At 67.9% G+C, this 25,010-nt stretch carries 18 protein-coding genes; 10 read left to right on the forward strand and 8 right to left on the reverse strand.

Annotated features, from left to right (window positions below; translation table 11 throughout):
• The first annotated feature begins 86 nt into the window (after window positions 1-86).
• Both AB0B25_RS11315 and AB0B25_RS11320 read left to right on the forward strand, forming a co-directional pair.
• Window positions 87-971, forward strand: a complete 885-nt coding sequence (locus AB0B25_RS11315) for an oxidoreductase (protein ID WP_357177116.1) — start codon at window positions 87-89, stop codon at window positions 969-971.
• 50 nt (window positions 972-1,021) lie between these two features.
• Entirely contained in the window at window positions 1,022-1,552 is a 531-nt protein-coding gene (locus AB0B25_RS11320) for a M15 family metallopeptidase (RefSeq protein WP_357177358.1), read from the forward strand.
• A gap of 66 nt (window positions 1,553-1,618) precedes the next feature.
• Here the strand turns inward: AB0B25_RS11320 and AB0B25_RS11325 are convergent, their stop codons facing one another.
• From AB0B25_RS11325 to AB0B25_RS11355, 7 genes are all read right to left on the reverse strand, one after another.
• A complete protein-coding gene (locus AB0B25_RS11325; RefSeq protein ID WP_357177117.1) occupies window positions 1,619-1,783 on the reverse strand; it encodes a hypothetical protein in 165 nt (54 codons plus the stop codon).
• Window positions 1,784-1,801: 18 nt separating this feature from the next.
• Entirely contained in the window at window positions 1,802-2,110 is a 309-nt protein-coding gene (locus AB0B25_RS11330) for a DUF3467 domain-containing protein (RefSeq protein WP_357177118.1), read from the reverse strand.
• Window positions 2,111-2,199: 89 nt separating this feature from the next.
• A complete protein-coding gene (locus AB0B25_RS11335; protein WP_357177119.1) occupies window positions 2,200-2,694 on the reverse strand; it encodes a hypothetical protein in 495 nt (164 codons plus the stop codon).
• 441 nt (window positions 2,695-3,135) lie between these two features.
• Window positions 3,136-7,329, reverse strand: a complete 4,194-nt coding sequence (locus tag AB0B25_RS11340) for a TIGR02680 family protein (RefSeq protein ID WP_357177120.1) — start codon at window positions 7,327-7,329, stop codon at window positions 3,136-3,138.
• Between the two features lie 3 nt (window positions 7,330-7,332).
• Complete coding sequence (locus tag AB0B25_RS11345; RefSeq protein WP_357177121.1) at window positions 7,333-8,760, reverse strand: DUF2398 family protein; 1,428 nt, start codon at window positions 8,758-8,760, stop codon at window positions 7,333-7,335.
• Window positions 8,760-10,673, reverse strand: a complete 1,914-nt coding sequence (locus AB0B25_RS11350) for a TIGR02677 family protein (RefSeq protein WP_357177122.1) — start codon at window positions 10,671-10,673, stop codon at window positions 8,760-8,762. The genes AB0B25_RS11345 and AB0B25_RS11350 overlap by 1 nt, the downstream gene beginning before the upstream one ends.
• Window positions 10,674-10,783: 110 nt before the next feature.
• Window positions 10,784-11,920, reverse strand: a complete 1,137-nt coding sequence (locus AB0B25_RS11355) for an XRE family transcriptional regulator (RefSeq protein WP_357177123.1) — start codon at window positions 11,918-11,920, stop codon at window positions 10,784-10,786.
• A 332-nt stretch (window positions 11,921-12,252) separates the two neighbouring features.
• Between AB0B25_RS11355 and AB0B25_RS11360 the strand changes: the two genes are divergently transcribed.
• Window positions 12,253-12,558, forward strand: coding sequence for a hypothetical protein (locus tag AB0B25_RS11360; protein WP_357177124.1), 306 nt, complete (start codon window positions 12,253-12,255; stop codon window positions 12,556-12,558).
• Between the two features lie 723 nt (window positions 12,559-13,281).
• On the opposite strand, the gene AB0B25_RS11365 is transcribed toward AB0B25_RS11360, so the two are convergent.
• The gene (locus AB0B25_RS11365) at window positions 13,282-14,166 is read right to left on the reverse strand and encodes a PAC2 family protein (RefSeq protein WP_357177125.1); all 885 of its coding nucleotides are present in this window, start codon (window positions 14,164-14,166) and stop codon (window positions 13,282-13,284) included.
• 157 nt (window positions 14,167-14,323) lie between these two features.
• Between AB0B25_RS11365 and metH the strand changes: the two genes are divergently transcribed.
• The 7 genes from metH (at window position 14,324) to AB0B25_RS11400 (ending at window position 25,010) form a co-directional block, all read left to right on the forward strand.
• The gene (gene metH / locus AB0B25_RS11370; RefSeq protein ID WP_357177126.1) at window positions 14,324-17,917 is read left to right on the forward strand and encodes a methionine synthase; all 3,594 of its coding nucleotides are present in this window, start codon (window positions 14,324-14,326) and stop codon (window positions 17,915-17,917) included.
• 508 nt (window positions 17,918-18,425) lie between these two features.
• The gene (locus tag AB0B25_RS11375) at window positions 18,426-20,216 is read left to right on the forward strand and encodes a protein kinase (RefSeq protein ID WP_357177127.1); all 1,791 of its coding nucleotides are present in this window, start codon (window positions 18,426-18,428) and stop codon (window positions 20,214-20,216) included.
• Between the two features lie 27 nt (window positions 20,217-20,243).
• On the forward strand, window positions 20,244-20,954 hold the full coding sequence (locus AB0B25_RS11380; RefSeq protein WP_357177128.1) for an HAD family phosphatase: 711 nt from the start codon (window positions 20,244-20,246) through the stop codon (window positions 20,952-20,954).
• 110 nt (window positions 20,955-21,064) lie between these two features.
• Window positions 21,065-21,928: an arpA protein gene (locus AB0B25_RS11385; RefSeq protein ID WP_357177129.1), complete on the forward strand. Its 864-nt coding sequence runs from the start codon at window positions 21,065-21,067 to the stop codon at window positions 21,926-21,928.
• 44 nt (window positions 21,929-21,972) lie between these two features.
• A complete protein-coding gene (locus AB0B25_RS11390; RefSeq protein WP_357177130.1) occupies window positions 21,973-22,806 on the forward strand; it encodes a class I SAM-dependent methyltransferase in 834 nt (277 codons plus the stop codon).
• Window positions 22,803-24,617, forward strand: coding sequence for a choline/carnitine O-acyltransferase (locus tag AB0B25_RS11395; protein ID WP_357177131.1), 1,815 nt, complete (start codon window positions 22,803-22,805; stop codon window positions 24,615-24,617). Before AB0B25_RS11390 ends, AB0B25_RS11395 begins: the two co-directional genes overlap by 4 nt.
• 111 nt (window positions 24,618-24,728) lie before the next feature.
• Entirely contained in the window at window positions 24,729-25,010 is a 282-nt protein-coding gene (locus AB0B25_RS11400) for a phosphoribosyl-ATP diphosphatase (protein ID WP_327120982.1), read from the forward strand.

Below are 25,010 nucleotides of genomic sequence, written 5' to 3' on the forward strand. Positions count from 1 at the left end.
CCAACCCCCTGCTGGTCCCCGCTACCTGAGAGCACGACCGAGCGACCGCATCTGAACTGACCCTGACCTATGGAAGGAACACCGATATGCACACTGCGCACACCGCCGAGAGCACGTTCACGACGGCGGCCGGTCTGACACTGACCCGGATGGGCTACGGGGCGATGCAACTGGCGGGACCCCGCGTGTGGGGTCCGCCCGCCGACCGTGACGAGGCGATCCGGGTACTGCGCGCCGCCGTCGAGGCGGGCGTGAACCACATCGACACCGCCGACTTCTACGGCCCGCATGTGACCAACGAGATCATCCGCGAGGCCTTGGCCCCTTACCGCGGCGTGCATGTCGTCACGAAGGTGGGGGCGGTTCGCGACGAGAACGGCGGCTGGCCACACGCCCGCTCACCGGAGCAGCTGCGCGAGCAGGTCGAGTCGAACCTGCGCACCCTCGGAATGGAGGCCCTCGACGTGGTGAACCTTCGCGTCGGCGGGGGCGACGATGGGCACTCTCCGGTGCCCGGTTCCATCGCCGAACCCTTCGGCGCGTTGGCGGATATGCGCGCGGAAGGGTTGATCAAGCAGCTCGGCATCTCTGTCGTGGATGCCGACCAGGTCACCGAAGCGCAATCGATCGCCCCGATCGTGACCGTGCAGAACTGGTACAACGTCGCCCACCGCGGTGACGAGCCCCTGATTGCATTCCTGGCCGAGCAGGGCGTCTCCTACACCGCTTTCTGGCCGCTCGGCGGCTTCAGCCCGCTGCAGTCCGGAACCCTCGACAGCGTCGCGCGGCGCCTCGGCGCCACGCCGAAGGCGGTGGCGATCGCCTGGCTGCTCCACCAGGCGCCGAACATTCTCGTCATCCCGGGCACCTCCACCGTCACCCACCTACGCGAGAACCTCGCCGCCGCGCACCTCGCCCTGCCCGAGGACGCGCTGGCAGAACTGGATGGCACCTGGCCCGCTCGTCCATGACCGTGGGCTACCGGGCCTCGGCGCGCGCAGGCGATACCATTCGCCGCATGATGGTGGCGCGCGGTGCGGGACTGAATCGAATGCTGTTCGGCCTGCCGGTAGCGGTGCTGTCCGCGCTGGTCGCCACCGGGGCGATGGCGGGGCAGGCCCAGTCGGATCCAGGTGTCGCGACCGATCAGCGGGAGACCGCGGGGTCGGCGACCGGGACCGAGGGGCTGGAACCACGACTGGCCCTGGCGTACACGCTCGCGGCCGACGAAGCGCACGCCCAGGGGGTGCCGCTGTCGATCACCTCCGGATATCGGACGCCCGCGCAGCAGCAGGTGTTGTGGGATGACGGCGTAGCGACCTACGGCACCCCCGATTCCGCGCGGCGGTGGGTGTTGCCGCCCGAGGAGTCCACCCACGTCTCGGGGCGAGCGATCGACGTCGGTCCGCAGCAGGGGGCAGCATGGCTCGAGGCGAACGGTAACCGCTGGGGATTGTGCCGGATGTTCGACAACGAGTGGTGGCACTTCGAACTGGCCACGATCCCGGGCGGTGCCTGCCCGCCGACGCGGCCGGACGCGAGCGTGCGTTAGATCGCACCGAGCAGGCGGTGTCCGCCGGCCATCCCGGTGCCGGACATGACCTACGCATCGAATCGCTCAGCGGCTGGTCGATTGCGGTTTGTCTGTCGGCTGCGGGGTTTCGGCGGTGACGCGGTACCGGTGGCCGGCGATTCGGTCGGGGCGGTAGTGGATGGCGGCGTCGGTCACGACTGCCCGGTCGTGCCGGCTGGCGAGGAGCGTGATGGGGCTGGAGAAGAGCATCGGGTAGCTCCTGGTCGGTCAGTCACCGAGGTGAACGATCGCACCGAACTGATGTTCATAGTTGCTCATGCTGTCGTTCAAGATCTGCATCAGCCGGAAGATCAACGCGGGTGGGAACTTCACCCGGGACACCACCTGGGTTGGTTGGTGCACCACCGGCTGACCGGCATCGTCGACACCGTTCTCGGTCGGCAAGTAGACGAGGAAGTCGAGGGTGAAGTCGGTGCGGTTGTACCAGCAGGTGAATCCATTGGCGTACGCGCCCGCGCTCATCGCCTCGGGCACGATCACTTCGACGTCGGTCGGGGGCGGGGTTGGTTCGCTCATCCGCGGCCACCTTTCACCGGTCGACGAAAAGGGCGCACTCGGCGGTGGCCCCTTTCGTCGACGGACGATTCACTGCGTGCAGACGATGCCTAGCGGCTCTGCATCCTCGCCTGCTGGCGCAGGTGATGCAGCTGCATTTCCGACTGCATCAGTCGATCCTGGGCGCGAGTGGCCTGATCCTCGGCCTGCTGGGCCAGCTGGCCGGCCTGGTCGGCCTGGTCCTGCGCCGTCTGAGCCCGCTGGTTGGACTGGTTGGCCTCGCCCTGTGCCTGCTGGGCCTGGTTCTGCGCACGGTCGGCCTCGCCCTGTGCCTGCTGCGCCTGGTTCTGTGCCTGCATGGCCTGGTTGCGGGCCTGTTGGGCCTGCTGGTTGGCCTGGTTGGCTTCGTGCTGCGCGATCTGCGCCTGGTGCTGGACCTGGCGCGTCTGCTGCTGCGCCTGGCGGGCCAGGTTCTGCGCCTGCTGGGCGTACTGACGAGCGCTCTGCGCTTCGTGCCGCGCCTCATCGACACCGAGCCGCAGCATCTCGATGTCCATCTCCTGGGCCTCGCCGCGCTTGGTGTCGCCCATCGTTTCCTGTGCCATGTGAACTTCCCTCCGAGTGTGTTGAGTGGACAGACTCTTGGACTCGACTCATTCTTATCCCACGCACCAACCGCTGTCAGCAACATTGCCGCAACTATTTAGAAATGGGCAACGAAGGCGCGTCGGAGCCCAGGTCGGGGCGGCTATCGCATGGGCGTTGCCGGGCGAGTTCTCGAGGACCCGAATTGCGTACCACGACGCGATGGTGTGATAGAACGACGCGCGGATGGCACGCGTGCCCGGTCGTCGGATTGATGAGCACTCGGCGCGGACGGGAAGGTCGAGCGCGCGACGATTCGCTCATGCCGCTCTCGCTCCGAGGCTGAATCGGAAATCCTTCTTCGTGACCTTGTCGGGTCTATGGCGCTCGAGCGGTGTCCACCGCGGCGAATTCAGCGACGGCAACTTTCTGGTTAATCGCATGGTCGGGGGAGGATGCGCCTAGGTCACCGGAGTCAGCTCGAGTCCACCCTCGATCGTGTTCGGGACCCGCCGGCGATCGGGCGAGCCGAGCGCGGCAGTCAGGTCGGTGCCGTCGTGCTCGGCGAGTAGTTCGCCGCTGTCCCACACCAGCAGTGTGGCGCTGACGGTGTTCTCGGCCGCCGCATGCGCCAGGTCATAGTGCGCGCAGCCAGGAACGTGCGGGTAGGTGATCCACAGGTCGTAGCCGGTCATGAACAGATCGAGGTCGAATTGCACACTCAGGCCGAGCAATTCGCTGCGCCCGTTGTCGTCCACGCCCGCGAACGCCTCGTCCAGCGCGAGCAGGCGGGGAGCCTGGGGATCGGCCGAATCGAGCATGACGTGCGCGGCGGCGAACAGCGGCAGGTGCAGTGACACCGACTGCTCGCCGCCCGAGAGCGCACCGTGGCGGGCCACGGTCAGTTTGTCCTCGCTGCCGTCGGCGGAGATCAGTGTGAACGAGAACACCCGCCAGGTCCGGTAATCCAGGGTGGCCGCAAGGATCTCAGGGTAGGAGCGTTCCGGGTGTGCGGCCCGCGCGGCCCGGATCTCGGTCGCGAAATGCGCCCGGATCGCTGCCAGATCCTGTACTGACAGCGTCGAGGCGTCGCGGTCGAGTAACTTGCACATGGCCCGCGCCGCGTCGGACAGGCTGTCGGCGAGCACCCAGTGCACGCCGATGGTGTTGCCCGACGACATGCGCCGTTGTTTCATCTCCGTGCCCATCCTGGCGATGAGATCGCGAGCGTCGCTGGTGCGTTCGTGGATCTGCTGGGCGAGGCCGGTCAGGAGCGCGTCCTCCAGGATGCGCCGCTCGGCATCGGTGAGCAGCAACTCCTGGTCCTTGCGCGCGGTATCGATGCGGGTGGCGAAATCGGCGAGTGCCGAAGCGCCGTACTCGTCCTGCACCTGGACCACAGTGAGGCCGTCGGCCGCGTCCCACTGCAGCCGGTAGTCGCGACCGGAACCGGCAAGCGTGGCGTCGAACTCCTGTAGTGCGGCAGTTACCGCGCTGCGGGTGGATTTGCGAGTCGCCTCGCTCGCGCGGACCTCGGCGGTGGCAGTGGCGAGGCTGTCGAACAACTCGGCGACCTCGTCGGGCAGTATCCGCGATTCGGTCTCCGGTCCCGCCGCCGCGATCCGGTACAACAGCTGCTCAGGTGTCGACCATGCGGCGTCGCTGCTCGGCCAGCGGCCGTCGACGGGCGCCCCGAGCAGGGCGAGCAGATCAGGCGTGGCGTAGGGGGCGAGGGCTTTGACCTCTGCGAGTACCTCGGTGAGCGCGGTGGCGAGGGCATTGTATGCGGTGCGGTAGGCGGCCTCGGCGTCGCCGACCGCCTCGATGGCCTCGTTGGCGGTCTTCCGGGCGGCCTTCTGCTGAGCCTTGGTCGCCTCGATCCGCTGCCTGGCCAGCTCGAGCTCGCGATCGATGTCGGCGGCGCCCGCGCCGAGTGCCTCACGCAGTGTGTCCAGTTTGCGCAACTGTTCCTGGTAACCGGCTTTCGCGGCTTCCGCTTCTTCGGTGAACGCCTCGGCCAGGTCCGTGGCCTCGGCCAAGCGGTCTTCGGCCTCGCGCTCGCGCTCGCGCCCCCGCTCGTACTCGGTGCGCAAGCGCAGCAGTCCGGTGCCGGTGTTCTCGAAATGCCGGACGGCGGCAGCGAGTGCGTCCAGCTCGTCGGCCTTGCGTGGCGTCCGGTGTGTCACCGCGGCGGCGCGCAACTTCTTCTCCATGGCCGACACGTCCGCGACCGTCTGGTCGAGGTCACGCTCGGCCTGGGCCGCGGCTTCGGCGCGGGATCGCATCATGCCCGCGGTCTCCGACACCGCGCGCAAGGCAGCAGTGACCGCAGTCGGACGCGCAAGCGCCTTGGCGGCGGCCGAGATCCGGGCGAGTTCTGCGGTCGCGGCCGCCTCGTCCTGTTCGGCGGCGCGGCGGGCTTCGCTCGCCGCGCCGAGGGCAGCGGCAAGCTCGGCCGAACGCGTCTCGCGCCGCCTGGCCCGTGCCGTGGCTCCGATGAACTCCGCATGGTCCTTGCGGTGTCTGCCGACCTGCACGCCCTGGCGGAAGCGGCCGGCGCTGCCGATCGCGATCACACCGCTCGGGTTGTCCGCGCCGTCGTACAGGGCGATCGAGGCGAGCACATCGGCCACGGTCTGCCGCGGCACCGGACAGGCATCCGAATCATCTTCCACGACAAGAACATCAGCGAGTGTCCGTGCCCCGACCGGCCGATCTGCCGCGGGCAGCGGAACCAGGAACTGATCCGACTCATAGTCCGGGGGCGGCGCGTCGCTCGGGCAGATCCAGCCGTCGAGCAGATCGGCCGCGTGCAGCGCGGCCTCGATGCCCGCGGCATCCGCGGGGGACACGTTGTCGGCGAAACGGACCAGACGCCACAGCGGAGCGCCGGGCCGAGCGCCGGTTCGGCCGGCGCGCGCCGAGCGGACCGGTGGCCCGTCGTCGCGCTGGGCCGTGACCCGGTCGCGTTCGGCGGTGAGTTCAGCAATCTGCGCGGCCCTCGAGGCCGCGCGGGAACGAGCCTCCTGCCGGCGGGCGCGGATCTCGTCGAGCAAGGGTTCGGCTCGCTCGGCCAGCACCTCGGTGACGGTGGCTTCGTCCGAACCTGTCTGGGCCACAGCGGTGTCCAGGGCGTCGAACAGGCCGTTGCGGACGGGGGAGTACACCTCGCGGTGCTCGTCCCACCAGGCCCGCAGGGCAGCCGCGGCTTCGGTACGGACGAGCGCGACCGTTGCCTCGGCGTGTGCCACCTCCGCGGCAGCCGCGGCACCCGACTCGCGTGCCCGTTCCGCGAGCCGCTCGGCCCTGGCGCGTTCGGCGACCGCAGTGTCGAGAACGCCCAACGCCTTCCGCACCGCGCGCACGTCGGCATCGCGTTCCTCGGCATGTCCGCGAACGGCGGCGGTGAATTGTTCGGCGCGGGCCTTCTCCGGCAGCGGCGTCCACTCGATCCCGGCTTCCTCGGCGGCAGTACGCAATTCGTCCTCGCCGCGGGCGAGCGCCGCCGCGGCGGTGTGTGCCGCGGTGCGCGCGCGCTCGGCTTCGTCGGCACGCTGGTCCAGGGTCTGGCGCGCTTTGAGCGCTTTGTCACCGTGCACGCCGGCCGAGATCTCCAGGCGACGTACGGCATCGGCCAGGTCGTCGAGCTGCTGTTTTCCCTCGTAAGCGCTGGATCGCTGTAAATTCTCGCGGTCGGCGAGGGTCTGCTCGTAGGCGCGGTCGGCGGCCTCGGCGTGGGTCTCGGCGACAGTGCGCTCGGCTTCCCTGCGCTCGCGCAGCGCGCTGGCGGCGAACAGCGCTGTGCTCGCGTGCGTGACCGCATCCAGGCGGGCACGCACTTGGTCGACGTCCGTCTTCGCCTGGACTGTCAGGTATTTCCGGTAGACCTCGACGAACGCCCTGGTCGCCGTGTCGGCGTGCACCAAACCCTCCAGGGTGCGGCCGACCTCCTCCATGTCGCTGAAGGAGCGGGCGGCGTCCAGGATCAGCTGCTCGTCGAGCGGGCGCAGGCCATCGGTGAGTGCCTGGGACAGGCCACGCGGGTCGAGGTTCTTCGCCAATTGTGGCCTGCGCAGCGTCAGGATCAGGTTGATCAGCTGGTCGTAGCGCTGTGTGCCGAGCCCGAACATGCGCGCGTCGATGGCGTTTCGGTAGTCCACCGGCCGGTCCACGATCGAGTCGGTACCGATCTGCTCGGCCAGTTGCTTGCGGGTGAACGGGCGGTCGTCCGGGCCGATCAGCGAGAAGTCGATGCCGACGCGGCCATCGGCGACGAAGTACCAGCGGGTCACCTTGTCCGAGGAACGGGTGGCGCGCATGCCGATCCCGACGGTGACCGCTTCGGGGGAGTCCCAACGTCCGCGCGCGAACTCCATCCAGATGTAGGAATAGGCCGAGTCCTGCTTGCGATAGAGCAAGTTCGACTTCATCGTGCGTTCCTCGCCCGCGAACGGGTTGAGCCTACGCGGCTCGATCCGCCCGTCCAGCACGAACGGAAACAGCACCTCCAGGGCCTTGGTCTTGCCTGATCCGTTCGGTCCGCGCAGCACCAGCCGACCGTCGGCGAAACAGAATTCCTGGTCGCGGTAATCCCACAGGTTGACGATCCCGGCGCGGGTCGGGGTGAAGCGCACTCCGCCATGAATGAGCGACATCGGTCAGTTCCCTTCCGTGCCGGTGCTGTCGGGTGAGTAGGTGTCGGCTGCGGTGACGAACAGCTCGGCGGCGCGCTTCGTGCGGACCGTCACGACCGCGCCGCGGTAGCGCGCGAGGGCGGGCAACACGAGCAGGCCATCGTCGACCGTCCGGATCAGCCGTAGCCGCTCCAGCAAGGACACCACCTCTGTTGCGAGGCCGGGGATGTCGGCTTGCCACTGCGCGGCAAAGGTGGCGCCGTAGCGGTCGGCGAGTGCCTGCACCGTCTCGCGCACCCATGTCGCGTCTACGAGCGGATATGTCGCCTCGACCGGTCGCGCTGCCGTCTGCCCCTGATCTGGCTCAGGCGAGTCGGGGACTCTTCCGGGCGGATCCAGCGACCGCAGCGCGGCAAGTGGCGCGAACACCGTGGATTCGGGGATCGTGTCGTCGAGTTGCGCCGCGAGCGCTTCGCCCCGGTCCGGCGCGCCCGAGCGTCGGGGCAGTGGGTTGTCGATGTCGAGTACCAGGTCGGCGATCTCGCCCGCCAGCAGCAGTGCGACCTGGGCGAGGGTGCCGGTGCCGGGAAACCGGATGTCGGACAGTCGCCCCGAGGTATCGATCAGCGCGACACCCTCGGCGCGCCGCTCGGCATGCAGGCCGGTGAACAGCTCCACCTCCGCGACGATCCGCTCTTGTGCGAGGACCGGTCGGTCCGGTAAAGCGAGATCATCGGCGTACACCACGGGCCGTTCGACGAGCGCCCGGCGGACCCGCCGCGCGGTCTCGGCGGCGGTCGGTGCGGACGCGGCAGCACTGGTGGCCATGGCCTCCTCGGTGAGCAGTCCGCGCACGCTGTGCAGGTGTTGCAGCGCGCGCGGCGGTCGGAACAATGCGACGACCACCGGCCGGTCGATGTCGTAGAGTGCCTCGCCGGCCTCCGGGTCGTTCGCCCAGCCGCTCGCGTCGCCGTCGGCGAGAGCGATCGCGCCGCGATGGGTGAGCCAGCCCACCGCGTCGACGAACGCGTCGCGATCCGCGGTTCGGTCCGTGGACAGTTCGAGCCCGTCCACCCGGTTGGTGTAGGCGGCGACTTGATCGGCCAACTCCGACAACGTGATCTGGTCACCCGCCCGTCCCAGCGCGGCGACCGCCAGTGCGAGGTAGGCATAGCGGCGACGATCGAAGACCCGGTCGGCCTGTGTGCGTGCGGGTCTGCTCGCGTCGAGGCGGTCGAGTACCGGGAACACCCGTGCCGTCGTCTCGGTCACCTCGAGCCGGTAACCGAACAGCGCGGCCAGATCTTCGCGCAGCTCGGTGGCCCAGCGTCGGATCAAGGGCAGCGCGATCCGGTCCGGATAGGTCCGGGTGACCAGATGATGGGCCAGGATGACCCGGGCGGCGCGTTGATAGTTGTCCAGAGCGAGCGCGTCGATCGTGCGACCGTGCATCAGGAACGGTCTCCTCGATACGACCGTTCCTCGTGGCGTGGTCGTTTCGTCGCCGTCTGCTCGACCTTCAACATCCGGTTGTTCAGATGGAGGAGTCCGCGCGCGGTCCGCACGACGGTGCTCCCCTCGTGCTCGGACACGGTCAGGGTGACGCCGCTGTCAGATCCGGTGGTGCCCGCCACCCGGCCGCGCACCGGGACCCAAGCGGTGGACGCCGCGTCCAGCAGGTGTAACAGCACTTCGGTTTCCCGCTCATCGAGCACTCGGTCGTATACATCGGCCGCGGCCAGCGACCGGGCGGCCGCGGCGCGGGCGCGCTGCGCCTCGAGCTGTGCCTCGCGCAGGCGACGGATGCTCGCGTCGTTGCGGTGGATGCGCGCGGGCGCACCAGCCGACGGTGGGCGACCGGTTTCGGCGAGGGTGCGCGAGATCTCCAATGGCGGTGCGTCCCACCAGGAGCGGATCGCCGGAACAAGGTCGGCGTCCGGGTGCTCCATCGCCAGGTGTCGCGGCCTGCCCAGTCCGAAGACCGCGTCGAATAGTGCATGGGCGCTGTCGACTGTCGGCGCCGCGGTGAACCAGCTCGCCAGATGCCGCAGCGCCGACTCCCGGCTCACGCCGCCACGCCGAGTCTCGGTGACCCGGCGCAGCAGCGACAGCACCGCGGCGATGGCGCTCATCGTGGCCTCGCGCAGCCGCTCGGCCTCGGTACTGCCCGCGGCTTCGCCGCTGGACGCGACGAACCAGGTACGCAATCCGTCCCACCTGGCCCGCCAATCGGCCTGGCGTTGAGTGCGACTCAACAGCACCCGCTCGTCACAGTCGGCCGCGCGGGCGATGAGCTCCTCGACGCCGGTCTCCTCGATCTCCCTGATCGCGGCCGCCAAGCGCGGGGTGAACCGGGCAAGGTCGAGGCTGAATTCCCGCATGTGCGCCAGCAGCGCGTCTTTGTGCGTGAGAAACGATTCCGGGGTGATCTCGGTGGTGCGAACCAGGTCGCCGAGCCCGAGGTAGAAGTGCGCGGCGCGGGCGGCCATGTCCGACAGCGCTGCATCGAGGCGGCGCAGTGTGCGGTAGACGCGCTCGGCGTCATCGGCCCGATTCGCCGCGGCCAGAGTGTGCAGGTCGGCCAGCAGCTCGGGAAGCACGAGGCGGGAGAGTGCGGCCTCGTCGAGGCGGGCGTCCAGCACCCCGGCCACCGCGCGATAGGCCTGGAAACCCGCCTGGGAGAACTGATACACGTAGTGCCGGTTGCGGTACTCGGCCAGGGTGGCGGCGCGAGTTCCGTCGTAACTGCGCTGCAGCACACCCCATTGATGCAGCTGGTCCAGCAGTGGGCCGATCTCCGCGGCGGTCAGCCGCGGGGTACTGGGCAGTTCCTCGGAGCCGAGGCAGTGCTTCGGTGCGGCGGTCTCCGACTCGCCCGGCACGGCGCCGCGCGGTTCGCCCGGCGTGTCGTGATGTCGTCTATCGGATATGGCGGTTGGTGATTCGGTCGGGGTGTCGGCGTATAGCGCATCCCTGATGGCGCAGGGATCGCTCGACGCGACGACATCTGACCTGTCGGGTGTGCCGACCTGGCTCCAGACCTGCGATCGGACTGCTGGTCGGTCTGGCGTGGCCACGACCGGATCGCCTGCCGTTCGGCGCTCGGTGGCGTCGGTCGCGGCTTCGGCAGTCGAGATCGGTTGACTCCCCTCGTGGAAACCGGGAGTGCGTGGCGCGCCTCCTGCGCGCTCGATCCACTCGGCCACGTCGTCGGCGTGCAGCAACACGACGTATGCCGCCCGAGCGCTGTCGAACGCGCGCAGTACCCAGAGGTAGTCGGCGCGTCGCTCGGCGGTGGCGAAGGAGAACAGCCGCAGCCGGTCGTCCCAGCGGACGGAGCCGGAGCCGTCGACAGAGTCGGTCACCGGCAACAGGGTAGTAGCGGGCAGATCGCCGTATGCACAGTGTTCCGGAATTCGCCGTGTCAGAGCTGGGTTCGGCGTTGTTCGCTGGTGCTGTCGCGCAGAGGTGGTCACTAGACCGACAGTGCACGCAACTGGTCCAGATACTGCTGGGTGCGCGGGTCGTCGGGAAAGCGCTCGATGATCTCGCGCGCGGCCTCGCCCGCGATCCACAGCAGCGAAGGCAGCGAGCGGCGTTCGCCTGTGAGCGCGCGCATGCCTTCATCCAGCGCCAGTTCGAGATCACGATTGCGGACCGCGACCATGGCCAGGGTCAAGTGTGCCTCCGATACCCGCATCGGGTTGCGCAGCGAACCGTCGGCGCAGGTCGAGTTCCGGATCACCTCGCGCGCGTAGGATTCCGCGAGCCGATCTTCGCCCGCCACTCGGCAGCAGTCCATTGCGTAGAAGTCGAATTTTCGTGCGTCGATGACGAAGTGGTTGTCCAGATTCGCCGGAAAATCGAGTCGCTCGAGGATTGCTCGGCCGTCCGCCAGTGCGGCTTCCGCCTCGCGCCGATCGCCGAGCCTGGCCCATGCTTTGGCGCGCTGTGCCGCGAGTTGAATGCCGACGCCCAGGTTTCCGCTGACCTCCAGTGCCGGGCCTACCGCTTCGATGACGCCGTGATAGTTCCCCTGGGTGAGGGCGAACCACGCTGCCAGTTCCGCGGCCCAGGCAGTGATCTCGGTGTTCTCGGCCTCCCGCCCCAGCGAATGCGCGGCACGGCGGGTCGCCTCGGCGGCCGTTCGTCTGCCCAGGTCGAAGTCGACGCACCCGACCAATAGCGCGACCCAGCCTGCGAGAACCAGGATCTCGCGGTGCTGCGACAGGGTCAGGCGTCCGTCCAGCAACGAGGTGATTCTGCGCAGCCACGCAGTACCTTCGGCGTGCAGGTAATGCGGGTCGGTGTCGGAATACTCGCAGCACAGGCGCTCGGCGGTGATCCGAATGGCTTCCAGCGTCACCGAAGACACGTCGGACATGCGCAACCGGCCGATGAACTCCAGGGTGTCCATCCCGGTGGCGGAGAGCAACTCGTCATCCCGATTCGGCCGTGCCTTCGGGAAGAACGCCGCGGTCACGGTGTCGAACGCGGCGGCGATGAGGGGGGCGTAGAAATCATCCGGGCGCGATTCGCCCGATTCCCAGCGGCGCCAGTTTCGTAGCAGGGTGCTGTCGGTCGGCAGGTTATGTGTTGACTTGGTGCGCATTACGCGGACAGCATCAGCTTGGGACCACCTCCTCGCATCGCGCTCGGAACGCATTCGGACAGCCCAGAGGGGTCGATCGTCGCCAGCAGTCACGTCTGTAGTATCGCACCAGCTAACGTTTGGCGGCCGCATTAGGGCAGGGAGTTGTCCCCCCGTTGACATCTATATCCGCACTGCGGCTTTGTGCATGCTGAAGAGAGAAGCGGGGAGTTAGCCCGCCCGCAGTGTAAGAGCAGTTGCAAGTACATCTGCCCTTGCATGAAGCGCAATAACCCCGTAGAACGGGTGGATCCACACAAAAGAACAGCGATGCCAATCCAACGGAGGTTCGGGTGGAAGCGTTGATCTATGGATACTTGCGTGACGATCTGGCCGATGGCCAAAGCGAAGAGCTCGAGGACGCCATGAGCAGTCTCGCTCGTGAGGAAGGGCTCTGTTTCGCCGCGACGTTCCATGAATCGACAGGGGGTGACGGCACGGCCTTAGCCGAGCTGACCCGGGAGCTCAAGCGCGCCGACGCACACCACGTGGTGGTTCCCTCGCTCGATCACTTTGCCGGCCAGACGATTCCACGAGACATCCTGCTCGCGAAACTGGCCCAGGACGCCGCGGCGCGGATCTGGACCATCGAGAGTTGAGCGCATCGACATGATCGTTCGGCCGCCGGCCGATCCCACTTCCCGCGGTCTCGTCACCACCGTGGTCGCAACCATAACGACCGCGCGGCACACGAACAACGTTGCGCGATGGTGTTGCCCGACAGTGGATACACCTGCCGGTCCAGCGAATCGACGAACATCGAGCCATCGATCGGCGCTACCGTGCCGTCGGCGCAGAGCGCGAGCTCGGGGATCGTGGGAAGTCGCGCCGATGCCAGCAGGCCCGCCATGGTCAACCGAGGTCGATCTGGACAGCCGAAGACCCTGGCATCGTGGTCAGTACAGCCCAACCGATCACCAACCGTCGTCGCCACGGTCCATCCGAGCCGACAACCACACTCCAGCGGTACCCGACGGCGCATTCCTCGGTGGGTATCGGACGATGGCCCGGTATCGGAACTCGACGGTTGATGTGGCCTTCGTAGTCACGACCCGATAGTGCGCGGCTCCAGTCGGTCCATCCACCGAGATTCGGAGCAGTGACGTGGCCGCGACCGGGAAACAGACGACTACCGCGAGGAAGCAGCGGCGCCCGGTGGCGAAGCCGTATGTCGCCGAGAACCTTGTCGAGCAGCAGCATTTCGGTCGGCGACAGGAATCGCTGAGCACAACCCGCTGAGCTCAGGTCGCGGCCTGAACGGGACTCTCCGGCGCACTGCCGCGAACCGCCGCGGGAACCGAAGCCGCCGCGGCGCAACGAGTTCAGAGTCCGAAGCTGCCCGGTCCCCGCCTGCGCAGGTACTTCTCGAATTCGGCGGCGATGGCGTCGCCGTCGATCTTCGCCATCGCTTCGTTCACATCGACCGCGGCGTCGCCGCGCTCCTCCAGCGAGCGCACATACTCGCTGATCTCGTCGTCGCCGACGGTCATCTCATTGACCGCGGTCTCCCAGTCCTCGGCTTGGGTGGGCAGCTCGCCGAGCGGCACCTCGATGTCGAGCACATCCTCGACTCGGTGGAGCAGGGCGATGGTCGCCTTCGGGTTCGGCGGTTGGGAGACGTAGTGTGGCACCGCGGCCCAGAACGACACCGCGGGCACGCCCGCCTTCACACACTGGTCCTGCAGTACGCCGGTGATGCCGGTCGGTCCCTCGTAGCGGGTCTGCTCCAGACTGAACCGCTCGGCCGCCTCCTTGCTGTAGGCGGAGCCGGTCACCGGAACCGGCCTGGTGTGCGGGGTATCGGCCAGCAGCGCGCCGAGGATGACGACGGTCTGTACCCCGAGCTGTTCGATGAACTCCAGCAGATCACCGCAGAAACTGCGCCAGCGCATGTTCGGTTCGATGCCGCGCAGCAACACCACGTCGCGGTCGCTGCCCGGTGGCGAACAGACCGACAGCATCGTCGAGGGCCACTGGATCTCCCTGGTCACGCCGTCTACTTGGCGTACCGTCGGCCGGTTCACCTGATAGTCGTAATAATCCTCGGAGTCGAGTTCGGCCAGCGGTTCGGCGTCCCAGATCAGTTCCAGATGCTCGACCGCGCCGCTGGCCGCGTCACCGGCATCGTTCCAGCCTTCGAAGGCAGCGACCAGTACCGGATCCCGCAACGTTGGCAGTTCCGGATCGGGAGTTTCACTGGCGTTCACTCGGTCAGCCTACGGTGTGAGCGGTTATGGCGTGTCCTATGACCGCCCGACGGGTCGGCGTGTTTGCCCGGTTGTCGCCTACCTCGAGTGTGGTACAGGACACCGAGGCCTACTCTCGTGGCCTGGATCGTCCGCCGTGCCCACTACGCTGGATTGCATGTCTGCGCCCCGCCCCGCCGAGTTCGACACGACGCTGCTCGACACGCTTCGCCGCCGTGTCGTCGTCGGTGACGGGGCGATGGGCACGATGCTGCAGACCGCTGACCTGACCTTGGACGATTTCCGTGGGCTGGAGGGCTGCAACGAGATCCTGAACGACACCCGTCCGGATGTACTCAAGGGTATCCACCGCGCCTATTTCGAGGCGGGCGCCGACGCGGTCGAGACCAACACTTTCGGCTGCAACCTGCCGAACCTCGCCGACTACGACCTTGCCGATCGGATCCGTGACCTTTCCGAGCGTGGGACCCGGTTGGCCAAGGAGGTAGCCGACGAGATGGGCCCGTCGGCGGACGGTACGCCACGATACGTGCTCGGCTCGATGGGTCCGGGCACCAAGCTGCCCACCTTGGGCCACGCCCCGTTCTCCGCGCTGCGCGACGCCTACACCGAGTCAGCCCTCGGCATGCTCGATGGCGGCGCCGACGCCATCCTGATCGAGACCTGCCAGGACCTGCTGCAGGTGAAGGCGGCCGTGATCGGCAGCCAGCGAGCGATGACGACGCTGGGCCGCCGAGTCCCGATCATCACGCATGTCACGGTGGAGACCACCGGCACCATGCTGGTCGGCAGCGAGATCGGCGCGGCGCTGACCGCCCTGGAGCCGCTCGGCATCGACATGATCGGTCTGAACTGCGCGACCGGGCCGGCCGAGATGAGCGAACATCTGCGGCACCTGTCCCGGCACGCGCGGGTGCCGGTCTCGGTGATGCCGAATGCCGGTCTGCCGGTACTGGGCGCCGACGGCGCGGTGTATCCGCTCACCCCCGAGGAACTGGCGGTCGCGCTGCGCGGTTTCCTCTCCGAATTCGGGCTCGCGATGGTCGGCGGTTGCTGTGGCACGACGCCGGAACACATCCGCCAGCTCACCGCTGCGGTGCGCGAGGTGGAGCGGACTCTTGCGCCGATCGCCGAGCGCCGCACGCCGGCGCATGAGCCGAGTGTGTCCAGCATGTACACCGCGGTGCCGTTCGAACAGGACGCCTCGGTCCTGATGATCGGCGAGCGGACGAACGCCAACGGCTCCAAGGCCTTCCGCGAGGCCATGCTTGCCGAGGACTGGCAGAAGTGCCTGGACATCGCCAAGGACCAGACCCGGGATGGCGCGCACATGCTCGACTTGTGCGTCGACTACGTCGGCCGCGACGGCGCCACGGACATGGCGGCACTGGCGGCAAGGCTGGCCACCGCCTCGACACTGCCGATCATGCTCGACTCCACCGAGGTCCCGGTCTTGCGGGCCGGTCTGGAACACCTGGGCGGCCGCTGCGCGGTGAACTCGGTGAACTACGAGGACGGCGACGGCCCGGACTCACGTTTCCAGCAGACCATGCGGCTGGTCGCCGAGCACGGCGCGGCGGTGGTCGCGCTGACCATCGACGAGGAAGGTCAGGCGCGGACCGCGGCGAAGAAGGTGGAGATCGCCGAGCGGCTGATCGCCGACATCACCGGCACCTGGGGTCTGCGGGCGAGCGACATCATCATCGACACCCTCACCTTCACCCTCGGCACCGGCCAGGAGGAGTCACGTCGCGACGGCGCCGAGACCATCGAGGCCATTCGCGAACTCAAGCGCCGGCATCCGGACGTCCAGACCACACTCGGCCTGTCGAACATTTCCTTCGGTCTCAATCCGGCGGCGCGTCAGGTGCTCAACTCGGTGTTCATGCACGAATGTGTCGAGGCCGGTTTGGATTCCGCGATCGTGCATGCCTCCAAGATCCTTCCTATCAGCCGGATCCCCGACGAGCAGCGACAGACCGCGCTGGATCTGGTGTACGACCGCCGCGCCGCGGACTACGACCCGCTGCAGAAGCTGATGGCGTTGTTCGAGGGGGTGTCCGCCGCGTCGTCGAAGGCCTCGCGCGCCGAGGAGCTTGCGGCGCTTCCGCTGTTCGAGCGGCTGGAACGGCGGATCGTCGACGGTGAGCGCAACGGTATCGAGTCCGATCTGGACGCCGCCATGATCGAGGTGCCACCGCTGCGGATCATCAACGAGACCCTGCTGTCGGGGATGAAGACGGTCGGTGAGCTGTTCGGGTCCGGCCAGATGCAGCTGCCGTTCGTCTTGCAGTCCGCCGAGGTGATGAAGGCCGCCGTGGCCTATCTCGAGCCGCATATGGAGACCACCGATGACAGCGGCAAGGGTCGCATCGTGTTGGCCACCGTCAAGGGCGATGTGCACGATATCGGCAAGAACCTCGTCGACATCATCCTGTCCAACAACGGCTACGAAGTGGTCAACCTCGGTATCAAGCAACCGATCGCGACCATCCTCGACGCCGCGGTCGACAAGAAGGCCGACGTCATCGGCATGTCCGGTCTCCTGGTGAAGTCGACCGTCGTGATGAAGGAGAATCTGCAGGAGCTCAACGTCAAAGGCGTCGCCGAGCAGTTCCCCGTGCTCCTCGGCGGTGCGGCGCTCACCCGTGCCTACGTCGAGAACGATCTCACCGACGTCTACGAAGGCGACGTGCACTACGCACGTGACGCGTTCGAGGGCCTGCGGTTGATGGACGACATCATGACCCGCAAGCGCGGTGGCGGCCCTGACCCGGACAGTCGGGAGGCCATCGCTGAGCGGGAGCGGGCCGCCGAGCGCAAGGCGCGCCACGAACGGTCCAAGCGGATCGCCGCGGAGCGCAAGGCGGTCGAGGTGCCGGTCGTGGTGCCGGAACGCTCGGATGTCGCCGCGGACCTGCCGGTGCCGGTACCGCCGTTCTGGGGCGCCCGGGTGGTGAAAGGGCTGGCGCTGCACGAGTACTCGGGTCTGCTCGACGAGCGGGCGCTGTTCCTCGGCCAGTGGGGGCTGCGTGGACAGCGCAGCGGCGGCCCGAGCTACGACGAACTGGTGCAGACCGAGGGCAGGCCGCGGTTACGCGCCTGGCTGGACCGGTTGAGCACCGAGGGTGTGTTGCAGCATGCCGCGGTAGTGTATGGCTACTTCCCCGCGATCTCCGAGGGCGACGACGTCGTCGTGCTCACCGAGCCGGATCCCGCTGCGCCGGAACATTATCGGTTCACTTTCCCGCGCCAGCAGCGTGACCGGTTCCTGTGTATCGCCGACTTCATCCGGTCGCGGTCATACGCCACAGCGACCGGTCAGGTGGACGTGCTGCCGTTCCAACTGGTCACCATGGGCCAGCCGATCGCCGATTTCGCCAACGAACTGTTCGCGGGCGACAGCTACCGCGACTATCTCGAGGTGCACGGCATCGGCGTCCAGCTCACCGAAGCGCTGGCCGAGTACTGGCACCGTCGGATCCGGGAAGAGCTGGTTCTCGACGGTCACGCGGTCGCCGATTCCGATCCTGCGGATGTGCAGGACTATTTCAAACTCGGCTACCGCGGCGCCCGCTACTCCTTCGGCTACGGTGCCTGCCCCGATCTGGAGGACCGCGCCAAGCTGGTCGACCTGCTCGAGGCCGAACGCATCGGCGTCGTGCTGTCCGAGGAGCTCCAGCTGCATCCCGAACAGTCCACCGACGCGTTCGTGCTGCTGCACCCGGAAGCGAAGTACTTCAACGCCTGACCGGTCCCGGATCGGTCCGCGTGCCACGCTACTGCCGGGTCGCGACCGACCGCGATCTTCCGCGCAGGCGATCGGCGGGCAAACGTGGCATCCGATCGCACTCGGATCGGGCCGCCGAGGATCTGAGGCAGCCACGGTGCTCCGCGAACCGTTCGGACAGTGTGATGGTGTTCACGTGTGGCGTAGCGGGATTCGGCGGCGATCATGGCCTTGGCTACCTGGACATATGCCGTGATTTGCGGAAATCCGCCCGCCGCGGCGCGCGATTCGGCGGATAGGCTCGCGGCCTCGATACGCTCGATCACGGGCGCCCGCATCGGAGGGTGGATGTCTGTCGGGTGGGTGTGCCATTGTCGAAGCGTTGCAACTGCATCCGGGGCAGTCGGCGGATGCGTTCGTGTCGCTGCTCTCGGGGTGCAAAGCACCTCGGCGCGTGCGATTTCGGAGGTTTCCGGTCACGTGCGGAGTGCTGGACGGCTAGGCGCGTAAGCAGGAGAGGCACACCACCATGACGGCGGATCGATTGATCGCGGGACGATACCGGCTCACGGATCAGATCGGTACCGGCGCCATGGGAGTGGTCTGGCGGGCCACCGATGTCCGGCTGCAGCGAACCGTCGCGGTCAAGCAGTTGCTGCTCGGTCCCGGGCTGACCCGATCGGCGGCGCTGGAGGCGAAGCGACGCGCCATGCGGGAGGGCAGGATCGCCGCGCGGCTGCACCATCCGAACGCCATCACCGTCTTCGATGTGGCCGAAGAGGACGGCCAGCCGTGGCTGGTCATGGAGTACATGGACGCGCCCAGCCTGGCGACCAAGCTGTCCGGCACGGGCACGCTGGCGCCCACCGAGGTCGCCGAGATCGGCGCCCAAGTCGCGGCCGCGCTGGCCGCCGCGCACGACGCGGGGATCATGCACCGGGATGTGAAGCCGGCCAATCTGCTTGTCGGCGACGACGGCAGGGTGAAGATCACCGACTTCGGCATCTCCCGAGCCGTCGGTGACGTGACGGTCACCGCCACCGGGTTCCTCGCGGGCACGCCTGCCTATCTGGCGCCGGAGGTGGCGCGCGGCGAGGATCCGGAACCGGCCTCCGATGTCTTCGCTCTCGGCTCGACGTTGTACGCGGCCGTGACGGGCAGTCCGCCATTCGGTGAGGGGGACAACCCGCTCGCTCTGCTACACGCAGTGGCCAGGGCGCACATCGAGCCACCCGCCGCGGCGGGCGCGCTCACGCCGGTGCTGATGCGTCTGCTCGCCCCGACCATCGATGCGAGGCTCACCATGCGTGAGGCCAAGGAGGCGCTGGAAGCCGTTGCCGCCGGCCGGGATCCGCGACTGGCGTCGGTCTCGGTCCCGGCGCTGCCCCTGCCCGGAGCGGACGGCACGACGGCCATGGTGCGGCAACCAGGTTCAGTCCCGCCCGGGGCGGAGGAAGCCGCCGCGCTCGGGCCCGACGCACAGCCCGGTTCCGCTGCGCCCCAATCGGTTTCTTCCCAGCCCCCGAACCCGCCGCGCGGTGGCACAACTCGGCCCGGCGGCGGCGGTTCCGAGCGCACTGTCGGGACCGTTCTCGCTGCCGCCGCGCTAGTCGCGGTACTGGTGATGGCGGGGATCGTCGCGATGGTGGTGCGTGGCGGTGGTGACGATGCCGTAGCCACGACGCCGTCGGTCTCCGTTCCGCAGGCGCCCGGTGACAACCCACCACCGTCGTCGGTCGACGCGGTCGCACCGGTCCATCAGGAGCCCGCGGCGCCGCCCGCGCCTCGGTCTCCCGTGCCGCCGTCGACATCCGTGCCTGGTCCGATCTCGGCGACGCCGAGCACCACGCCCGCGTCGAGCGCGACTCCTGCGGCAAGCGCCACCCCTGCGCCGAGCGCCACGTCCACGCCGAGTGCCACGTCCACGTCGAGCGCCACGTCCACGCCCAGCGTCACGCCGGCGCCCAGTACGACGCCTGCGCCGAGCACGACCGGCACCCCCACGCCGACCGGTCCGCCGCCGGCCGACCAGATCGCCGCCTTCGTTCGGGGCTACTACGGAATGCTCCCAGGCAACGTGTCCGGCGCCTGGTCCCAGTTGTCGTCCGCGTACCAGGCGCAGACCGGCCACGACTCGTACGTGAACTTCTGGGGCACGATTCGTTCGGTGAGCGTGGCCGCGGTCACACCGAGCGGTGCGAACCGAGTGGTTGTTTCGCTGACCTATACCCTGAAAGATGGCTCGACGACCTCGGAAAACCGATGGGTCCAGGTCGTCGGGGACAATGGCCGGCTGCAGATCGCCGCATCCGGCGCCTAGCGGCGAGACCGAGGAGACGCACCGAACGTGACAGCGCGACTGGGCGGAGTGCTCTGGGATATGGACGGCACGCTACTCGATTCGGAGAAGCTGTGGGATATCGCGTTGCGCGAGCTGGCGCGTGAACACGGCCGTGAGATGACCGACGCGCTCCGGCACGCGCTGATCGGCGCGTCCGGTCCGGACGCGCTGCGAATCATCTTCACCGGCCTCGGCCTCGAGCCCACCGGCGACGCGCTTCGGGCGGCGAGGATGTTCCTGGACCGGAGGGTCGCCGAGTTGATGACCGGACCCATCCCGTGGCGACCCGGTGCGAAGGACGCGCTTGCCATGGTGCGCGCGGCAGGTCTGCCCAGTGCTCTGGTCACCAACACCAAACGGTCACTCACCGAGTTCGGGCTCGACACTCTCGGTCGCGACTTTTTCGACGTGTCGGTCTGTGGGGATGAAGTGGCGCACGGCAAGCCGAAGCCGGATGTCTACCTGCGCGCTGCCGAGTTGCTCGGTCTGGATCCGCGACACTGTGTGGCGGTGGAGGATTCGCCGACGGGCGCCAGCGCCGCCGAGGCTGCGGGCTGCACGGTGGTGGTCGTTCCGTGCGAGATTCCGGTGCCGGATGCGCCGGGTCGCGTTTTCCGGGATTCGCTGGTCGGTCTGACTGTCGACTACCTCGACAGCGCGCTGCTGGTGCGCGGCCGAGTCGCTCCCGGCCCGACACTCCCGACCCCGGTGTACTGAGAGTTACTGTGCCGCAACGGGAGTGAATGCTGCTGGTAAGTGTGACCGTGATCACCGGCAATCTCTCCGAATCCCGGGCGTGTCGGCGTGTGCTGCATCAAAATGACGCCATGGCAGCGTTGGGCGTACTCGACGAGATCGTAGATACCGGTCGATATCCCCTCGCGGATTCGGAAAGTCCAGGCCGGCACGAGGCGGTGCGCCGTGCGCGTGCCGATCTCGAGGACAGCGGCTGCACCGTGCTCCGCGGATTCATTCGGACGCAACTGGCCGAGACCCTACGGGTACAGGGTGAGCGGATCGCTCCCCATGCGCACTATGTGATCGAGCGGGTCAACGTCTATAACATTCCGCTGGATGCCGAACTGCCACAGGATCATCCGGGGCGTATCGTGCTCGAGCGCGGCAACGCCTTCGTGCCCCGCGACCGTATTCCGGCCGACGCCCTGATCCACCAGCTCTACACCGACCAGCGGTTTCAGCGTTTCGTCGCGGACTGCTTCGATCTGCCCGAGGTGCACGAGTTCGCCGATCCTCTCGCCGGACTGTGCCTCAACGTCGTCGCGCCGGGAATGTCGCATCCCTGGCATTTCGACACCAACGAGTTCACCGTTTCCATGCTGACCCAGTCCGCGGAGTCCGGTGGCGTCTTCGAGTATTGCCCCAACATCCGCACACCCGAGGGGGAACATCTCGACGACGTACGCGCTGTGCTGACCGGCTCGGGCGACCGTCTCGTCAAACGGTTGGCGCTGCGTCCAGGCGACCTGCAATTGTTCCGCGGCCGGTTTGCGTTGCACCGCGTCTCACCTGTTGTCGGTGCGCGCCAACGTCATTCGGCGATCTTCGCCTACACCGATCGGCCGGGGGTGGTCGGCACAGTGGAACGAACCCGGCAATTGTTCGGTCGCGTGCTACCCGACCACCTGGCCGCCGAGGCCGCCGCTGTCCGGGGCGACCGACTACTCGACTGAGCCCAGCGGCTCGACTGACCGAGCTCGACCCGAGAGGACAGACCGTGCCGGTGCCGTTGCACACAACTGGGAAAGCGTCTTTCGACGACATCTACGACCGCCCCGATCCACGCGCGTACTACGCACGCATGTCCGATCTGGACTACCGCATTCCGGAACTGGCGAAGCCATTCTTCCAACAGCAGATCAGGCAGTACCGCGCCTCTGCCCGAGTGACCGCCCCGACGGTCCTGGACATCGGCTGTTCTTACGGCATCAACGCGGCGCTGTTGCGCTTCGACACCACGATGCGCGGGCTGGTCGGTCATTACGACGCTGACTCCGACCGCGCCGGTCTCATCCGACGCGACCGAGCCCGTCTGGACGCGCACACCGGCCCGACCGACGTCCGCTTCCTCGGCATGGACGCCTCCCGCCCCGCGCTCGACTACGCGCACGAGGCCGGTCTGCTCCATGAGGTGGTGCACGCCGACCTGGAGTCCGGCGAACCGACCGACGAGCAGCGTGCGGTGCTGGCCACCGCAGACCTGGTGGTCTCCACCGGTTGCGTCGGCTACGTCACCGAGAAGACGCTCGCCCGGGTGGCCACCGCGCATCCGCGCAGGCGGCCCTGGATGGCACACTTTGTGTTGCGCATGTACGACTTCGCTCCGATCGCGGCGGAACTCGCCGCGCTCGGCTACCGCACCGAACAGGCGCCCGGGCTGTACGAGCAGCGCAGGTTCGCCTCCGACGCCGAACGGACCCAGGTGCTGAACACCCTGTCCGCCAGGGGGATCGATACCACCGGACGCGAGGATGCCGGCTGGCTCTATGCCGCCCTGTATCTGTCCAGGCCGTTGCCGAAATATCACGCCGACACCGAGGATCCGCATTGACCGAACGCACCTTCGCCGCCGACGATCACCTGCCCAGGGTGCCCCTGCCGACGCTGGAGGACAGCTGCGGCCGGTTCCTGCAGTGGTGCGCACCGCTGCTCACCGCTGACGAACTCGCCACCACCACTGCCGCGGTCGAGGACCTGCTGCGTGCCGACGGCCCGGGGCGCACGCTGCACGCGGCACTCGCGGAGTACGACGCGACCCCCGGCGTGGGCAGCTGGCTGGATCTGTTCTGGCCCTCGCGATATCTGGGCAGGCGGGATCGGATCGCGTTGAATGCGAACTTCTTCTTCCTGTTCCGCGACGACACCCCGCTGGGCGACTCCACCGCGGCGACACAGGTGGACCGCGCGGCCGGGACCATCTCCGCCGCCCTCGCCTACAAGCTGGCGCTCGACCGGGAGGCCATCCCGCCGGCGACCCAGCGCGGGCAGCCGCTGTCGATGTGGCAGAACAAGTATCTGTTCTCCGAGACCCGCATCCCCGGGGTGGCGCAGGACACCGTGCGGGTGCCCTACAGCGATGACTGGCCGGGCCATTCGGAGGCCGGGCACATCGTGGTGTTCTTCCGCGGCAGCATGTTCCGGATGGAAGTGATCGGTCCCGACGGTGCGCCGTACTCACCGGAGGATCTCGCCGATGGGTTGCGCGCGGTATTGAAGGCGGGCGCCCGCCCAGCGCGTACCGATACCGCAGTCGGGCACCTCACGACCAAGGCACGGGCCGAGTGGGCGGCCAGCAGACAGAAATTGCTGGCCGAACCGGCGAACGCCGCGGCACTGGATACCATCGAGACCGCGCTGTTCGCGATCTGCCTCGAGGACTTCACTCCGCGCGACGAGTTGCACGCCTGCGATCAGCTGTTGCACGGCGACAGCGCGAACCGATGGTTCGACAAGGCGGTGTCGTTCATCGTCTTCGGCGACGGTCAGGCCGGCATCAATATCGAACACTGCGGACTGGACGGCACGACCATTCTGTCTTTCGTCGATACTCTGCTGGAAACCCCCGTGTCCGAGCACGCCGTCCGGTCCGGGGCGCAGGCCCAGGGCCTGCCCGCGATCGAACCGATCGAGTTCGTGCTGGACGCGGCGCAGCGCGGCGACATCGCCGCGGCCGGCGCCGCCTTCGCACAGTATGCCGTGGCGAACGCGACCGAGACGGTGTCGTTCCCGGACTTCGGCACCCGGCGCGCCAAACAACTCGGCATCTCGCCGGACGCGTTCGCGCAGCTGAGTTACCAGCTCGCGCACCGCCGCAGCAAGGGGCTCACCGGCGCCACCTACGAGTCCATCGCTACCAGGCAGTACCGCAACGGCCGCACCGAGGCGATGCGGGTGGTCACGCCGGAGATGGTCGCTTTCGTAGACACGATGCAGAACCGGGACGCGGACACGGCGGCGAGACTCGCCGCCGCGCGGACCGCGGCTGCCGCGCATGTCGAGCGGGCCAAGCAATGCCAGGCGGGTGACGCACCCGAGCAGCACCTGTGGGAACTGCAGTGGATCCAGCGCCGCCGCGGCGCGGAGTTGGGCGTCACGGCCCCGATTCCGCTCTACGACAGCCCGGGCTGGACGATCATGCGCGACGACTACTTGAGCACCAGCTCGGCGCCGTCGGTCAACATTCGATACTTCGGGTTCGGCTCGACCAGCTCGCGGTGTATCGGGATCGCCTATGTCCTGCTTCCGGACCGCTGGAACCTCTACCTGGCTACCCCGAAGCCGGTCGCCGATCAGATGCACGCGTTCGCGGACCAGCTTCGCACGGCGGTCGCGGACCTGGAGGCGCTACTGGCCGACGCCTAGCCCGGTGCCGCCCGGTCTCCAGCGCCCCGATCGTTGCGATGGCGGGTTCCGGGGACCGGGCAGTCGTGGTGGTGGCCGGGACGGGCCGGAGCAACAGGTCCGCACCCGGGTCTGAAACAATGGCTGATCGTGAAGAACTTCGAAACCCTGTTCGCCGAGCTGCAGGATCGTGCGGTCAACCGCCCCGCGGGGTCCGGAACCGTTGCCGCGCTGGACGCCGGCGTGCATAGCCAGGGTAAGAAGGTGCTCGAGGAGGCCGGGGAAGTGTGGCTGGCCGCCGAACACGAGAGCGACGAGTCGCTCGCCGAGGAGATCTCCCAGCTGCTGTACTGGGTACAGGTGCTGATGGTGGGTCGTGGGCTGAAGCTCGAAGACGTGTACCGACATCTGTGA

Origin of the sequence: Nocardia sp. NPDC049190 (genome assembly GCF_040648115.1) — a bacterium.
In the GTDB taxonomy this organism is placed as follows: domain Bacteria; phylum Actinomycetota; class Actinomycetes; order Mycobacteriales; family Mycobacteriaceae; genus Nocardia.

Excerpts from the sequence above, each read along its gene's own strand:
- AB0B25_RS11315 (WP_357177116.1), top strand. The coding sequence starts at position 87 with ATGCACACTGCGCACACCGCCGAGAGCACGTTCACGACGGCGGCCGGT.
- AB0B25_RS11320 (WP_357177358.1), top strand. The coding sequence starts at position 1,022 with ATGGTGGCGCGCGGTGCGGGACTGAATCGAATGCTGTTCGGCCTGCCG.
- AB0B25_RS11325 (WP_357177117.1), bottom strand. The coding sequence starts at position 1,783 with ATGCTCTTCTCCAGCCCCATCACGCTCCTCGCCAGCCGGCACGACCGG.
- AB0B25_RS11330 (WP_357177118.1), bottom strand. The coding sequence starts at position 2,110 with ATGAGCGAACCAACCCCGCCCCCGACCGACGTCGAAGTGATCGTGCCC.
- AB0B25_RS11335 (WP_357177119.1), bottom strand. The coding sequence starts at position 2,694 with ATGGCACAGGAAACGATGGGCGACACCAAGCGCGGCGAGGCCCAGGAG.
- AB0B25_RS11340 (WP_357177120.1), bottom strand. The coding sequence starts at position 7,329 with ATGTCGCTCATTCATGGCGGAGTGCGCTTCACCCCGACCCGCGCCGGG.
- AB0B25_RS11345 (WP_357177121.1), bottom strand. The coding sequence starts at position 8,760 with ATGCACGGTCGCACGATCGACGCGCTCGCTCTGGACAACTATCAACGC.
- AB0B25_RS11355 (WP_357177123.1), bottom strand. The coding sequence starts at position 11,920 with ATGCGCACCAAGTCAACACATAACCTGCCGACCGACAGCACCCTGCTA.
- metH (WP_357177126.1), top strand. The coding sequence starts at position 14,324 with ATGTCTGCGCCCCGCCCCGCCGAGTTCGACACGACGCTGCTCGACACG.
- AB0B25_RS11375 (WP_357177127.1), top strand. The coding sequence starts at position 18,426 with ATGACGGCGGATCGATTGATCGCGGGACGATACCGGCTCACGGATCAG.
- AB0B25_RS11385 (WP_357177129.1), top strand. The coding sequence starts at position 21,065 with ATGGCAGCGTTGGGCGTACTCGACGAGATCGTAGATACCGGTCGATAT.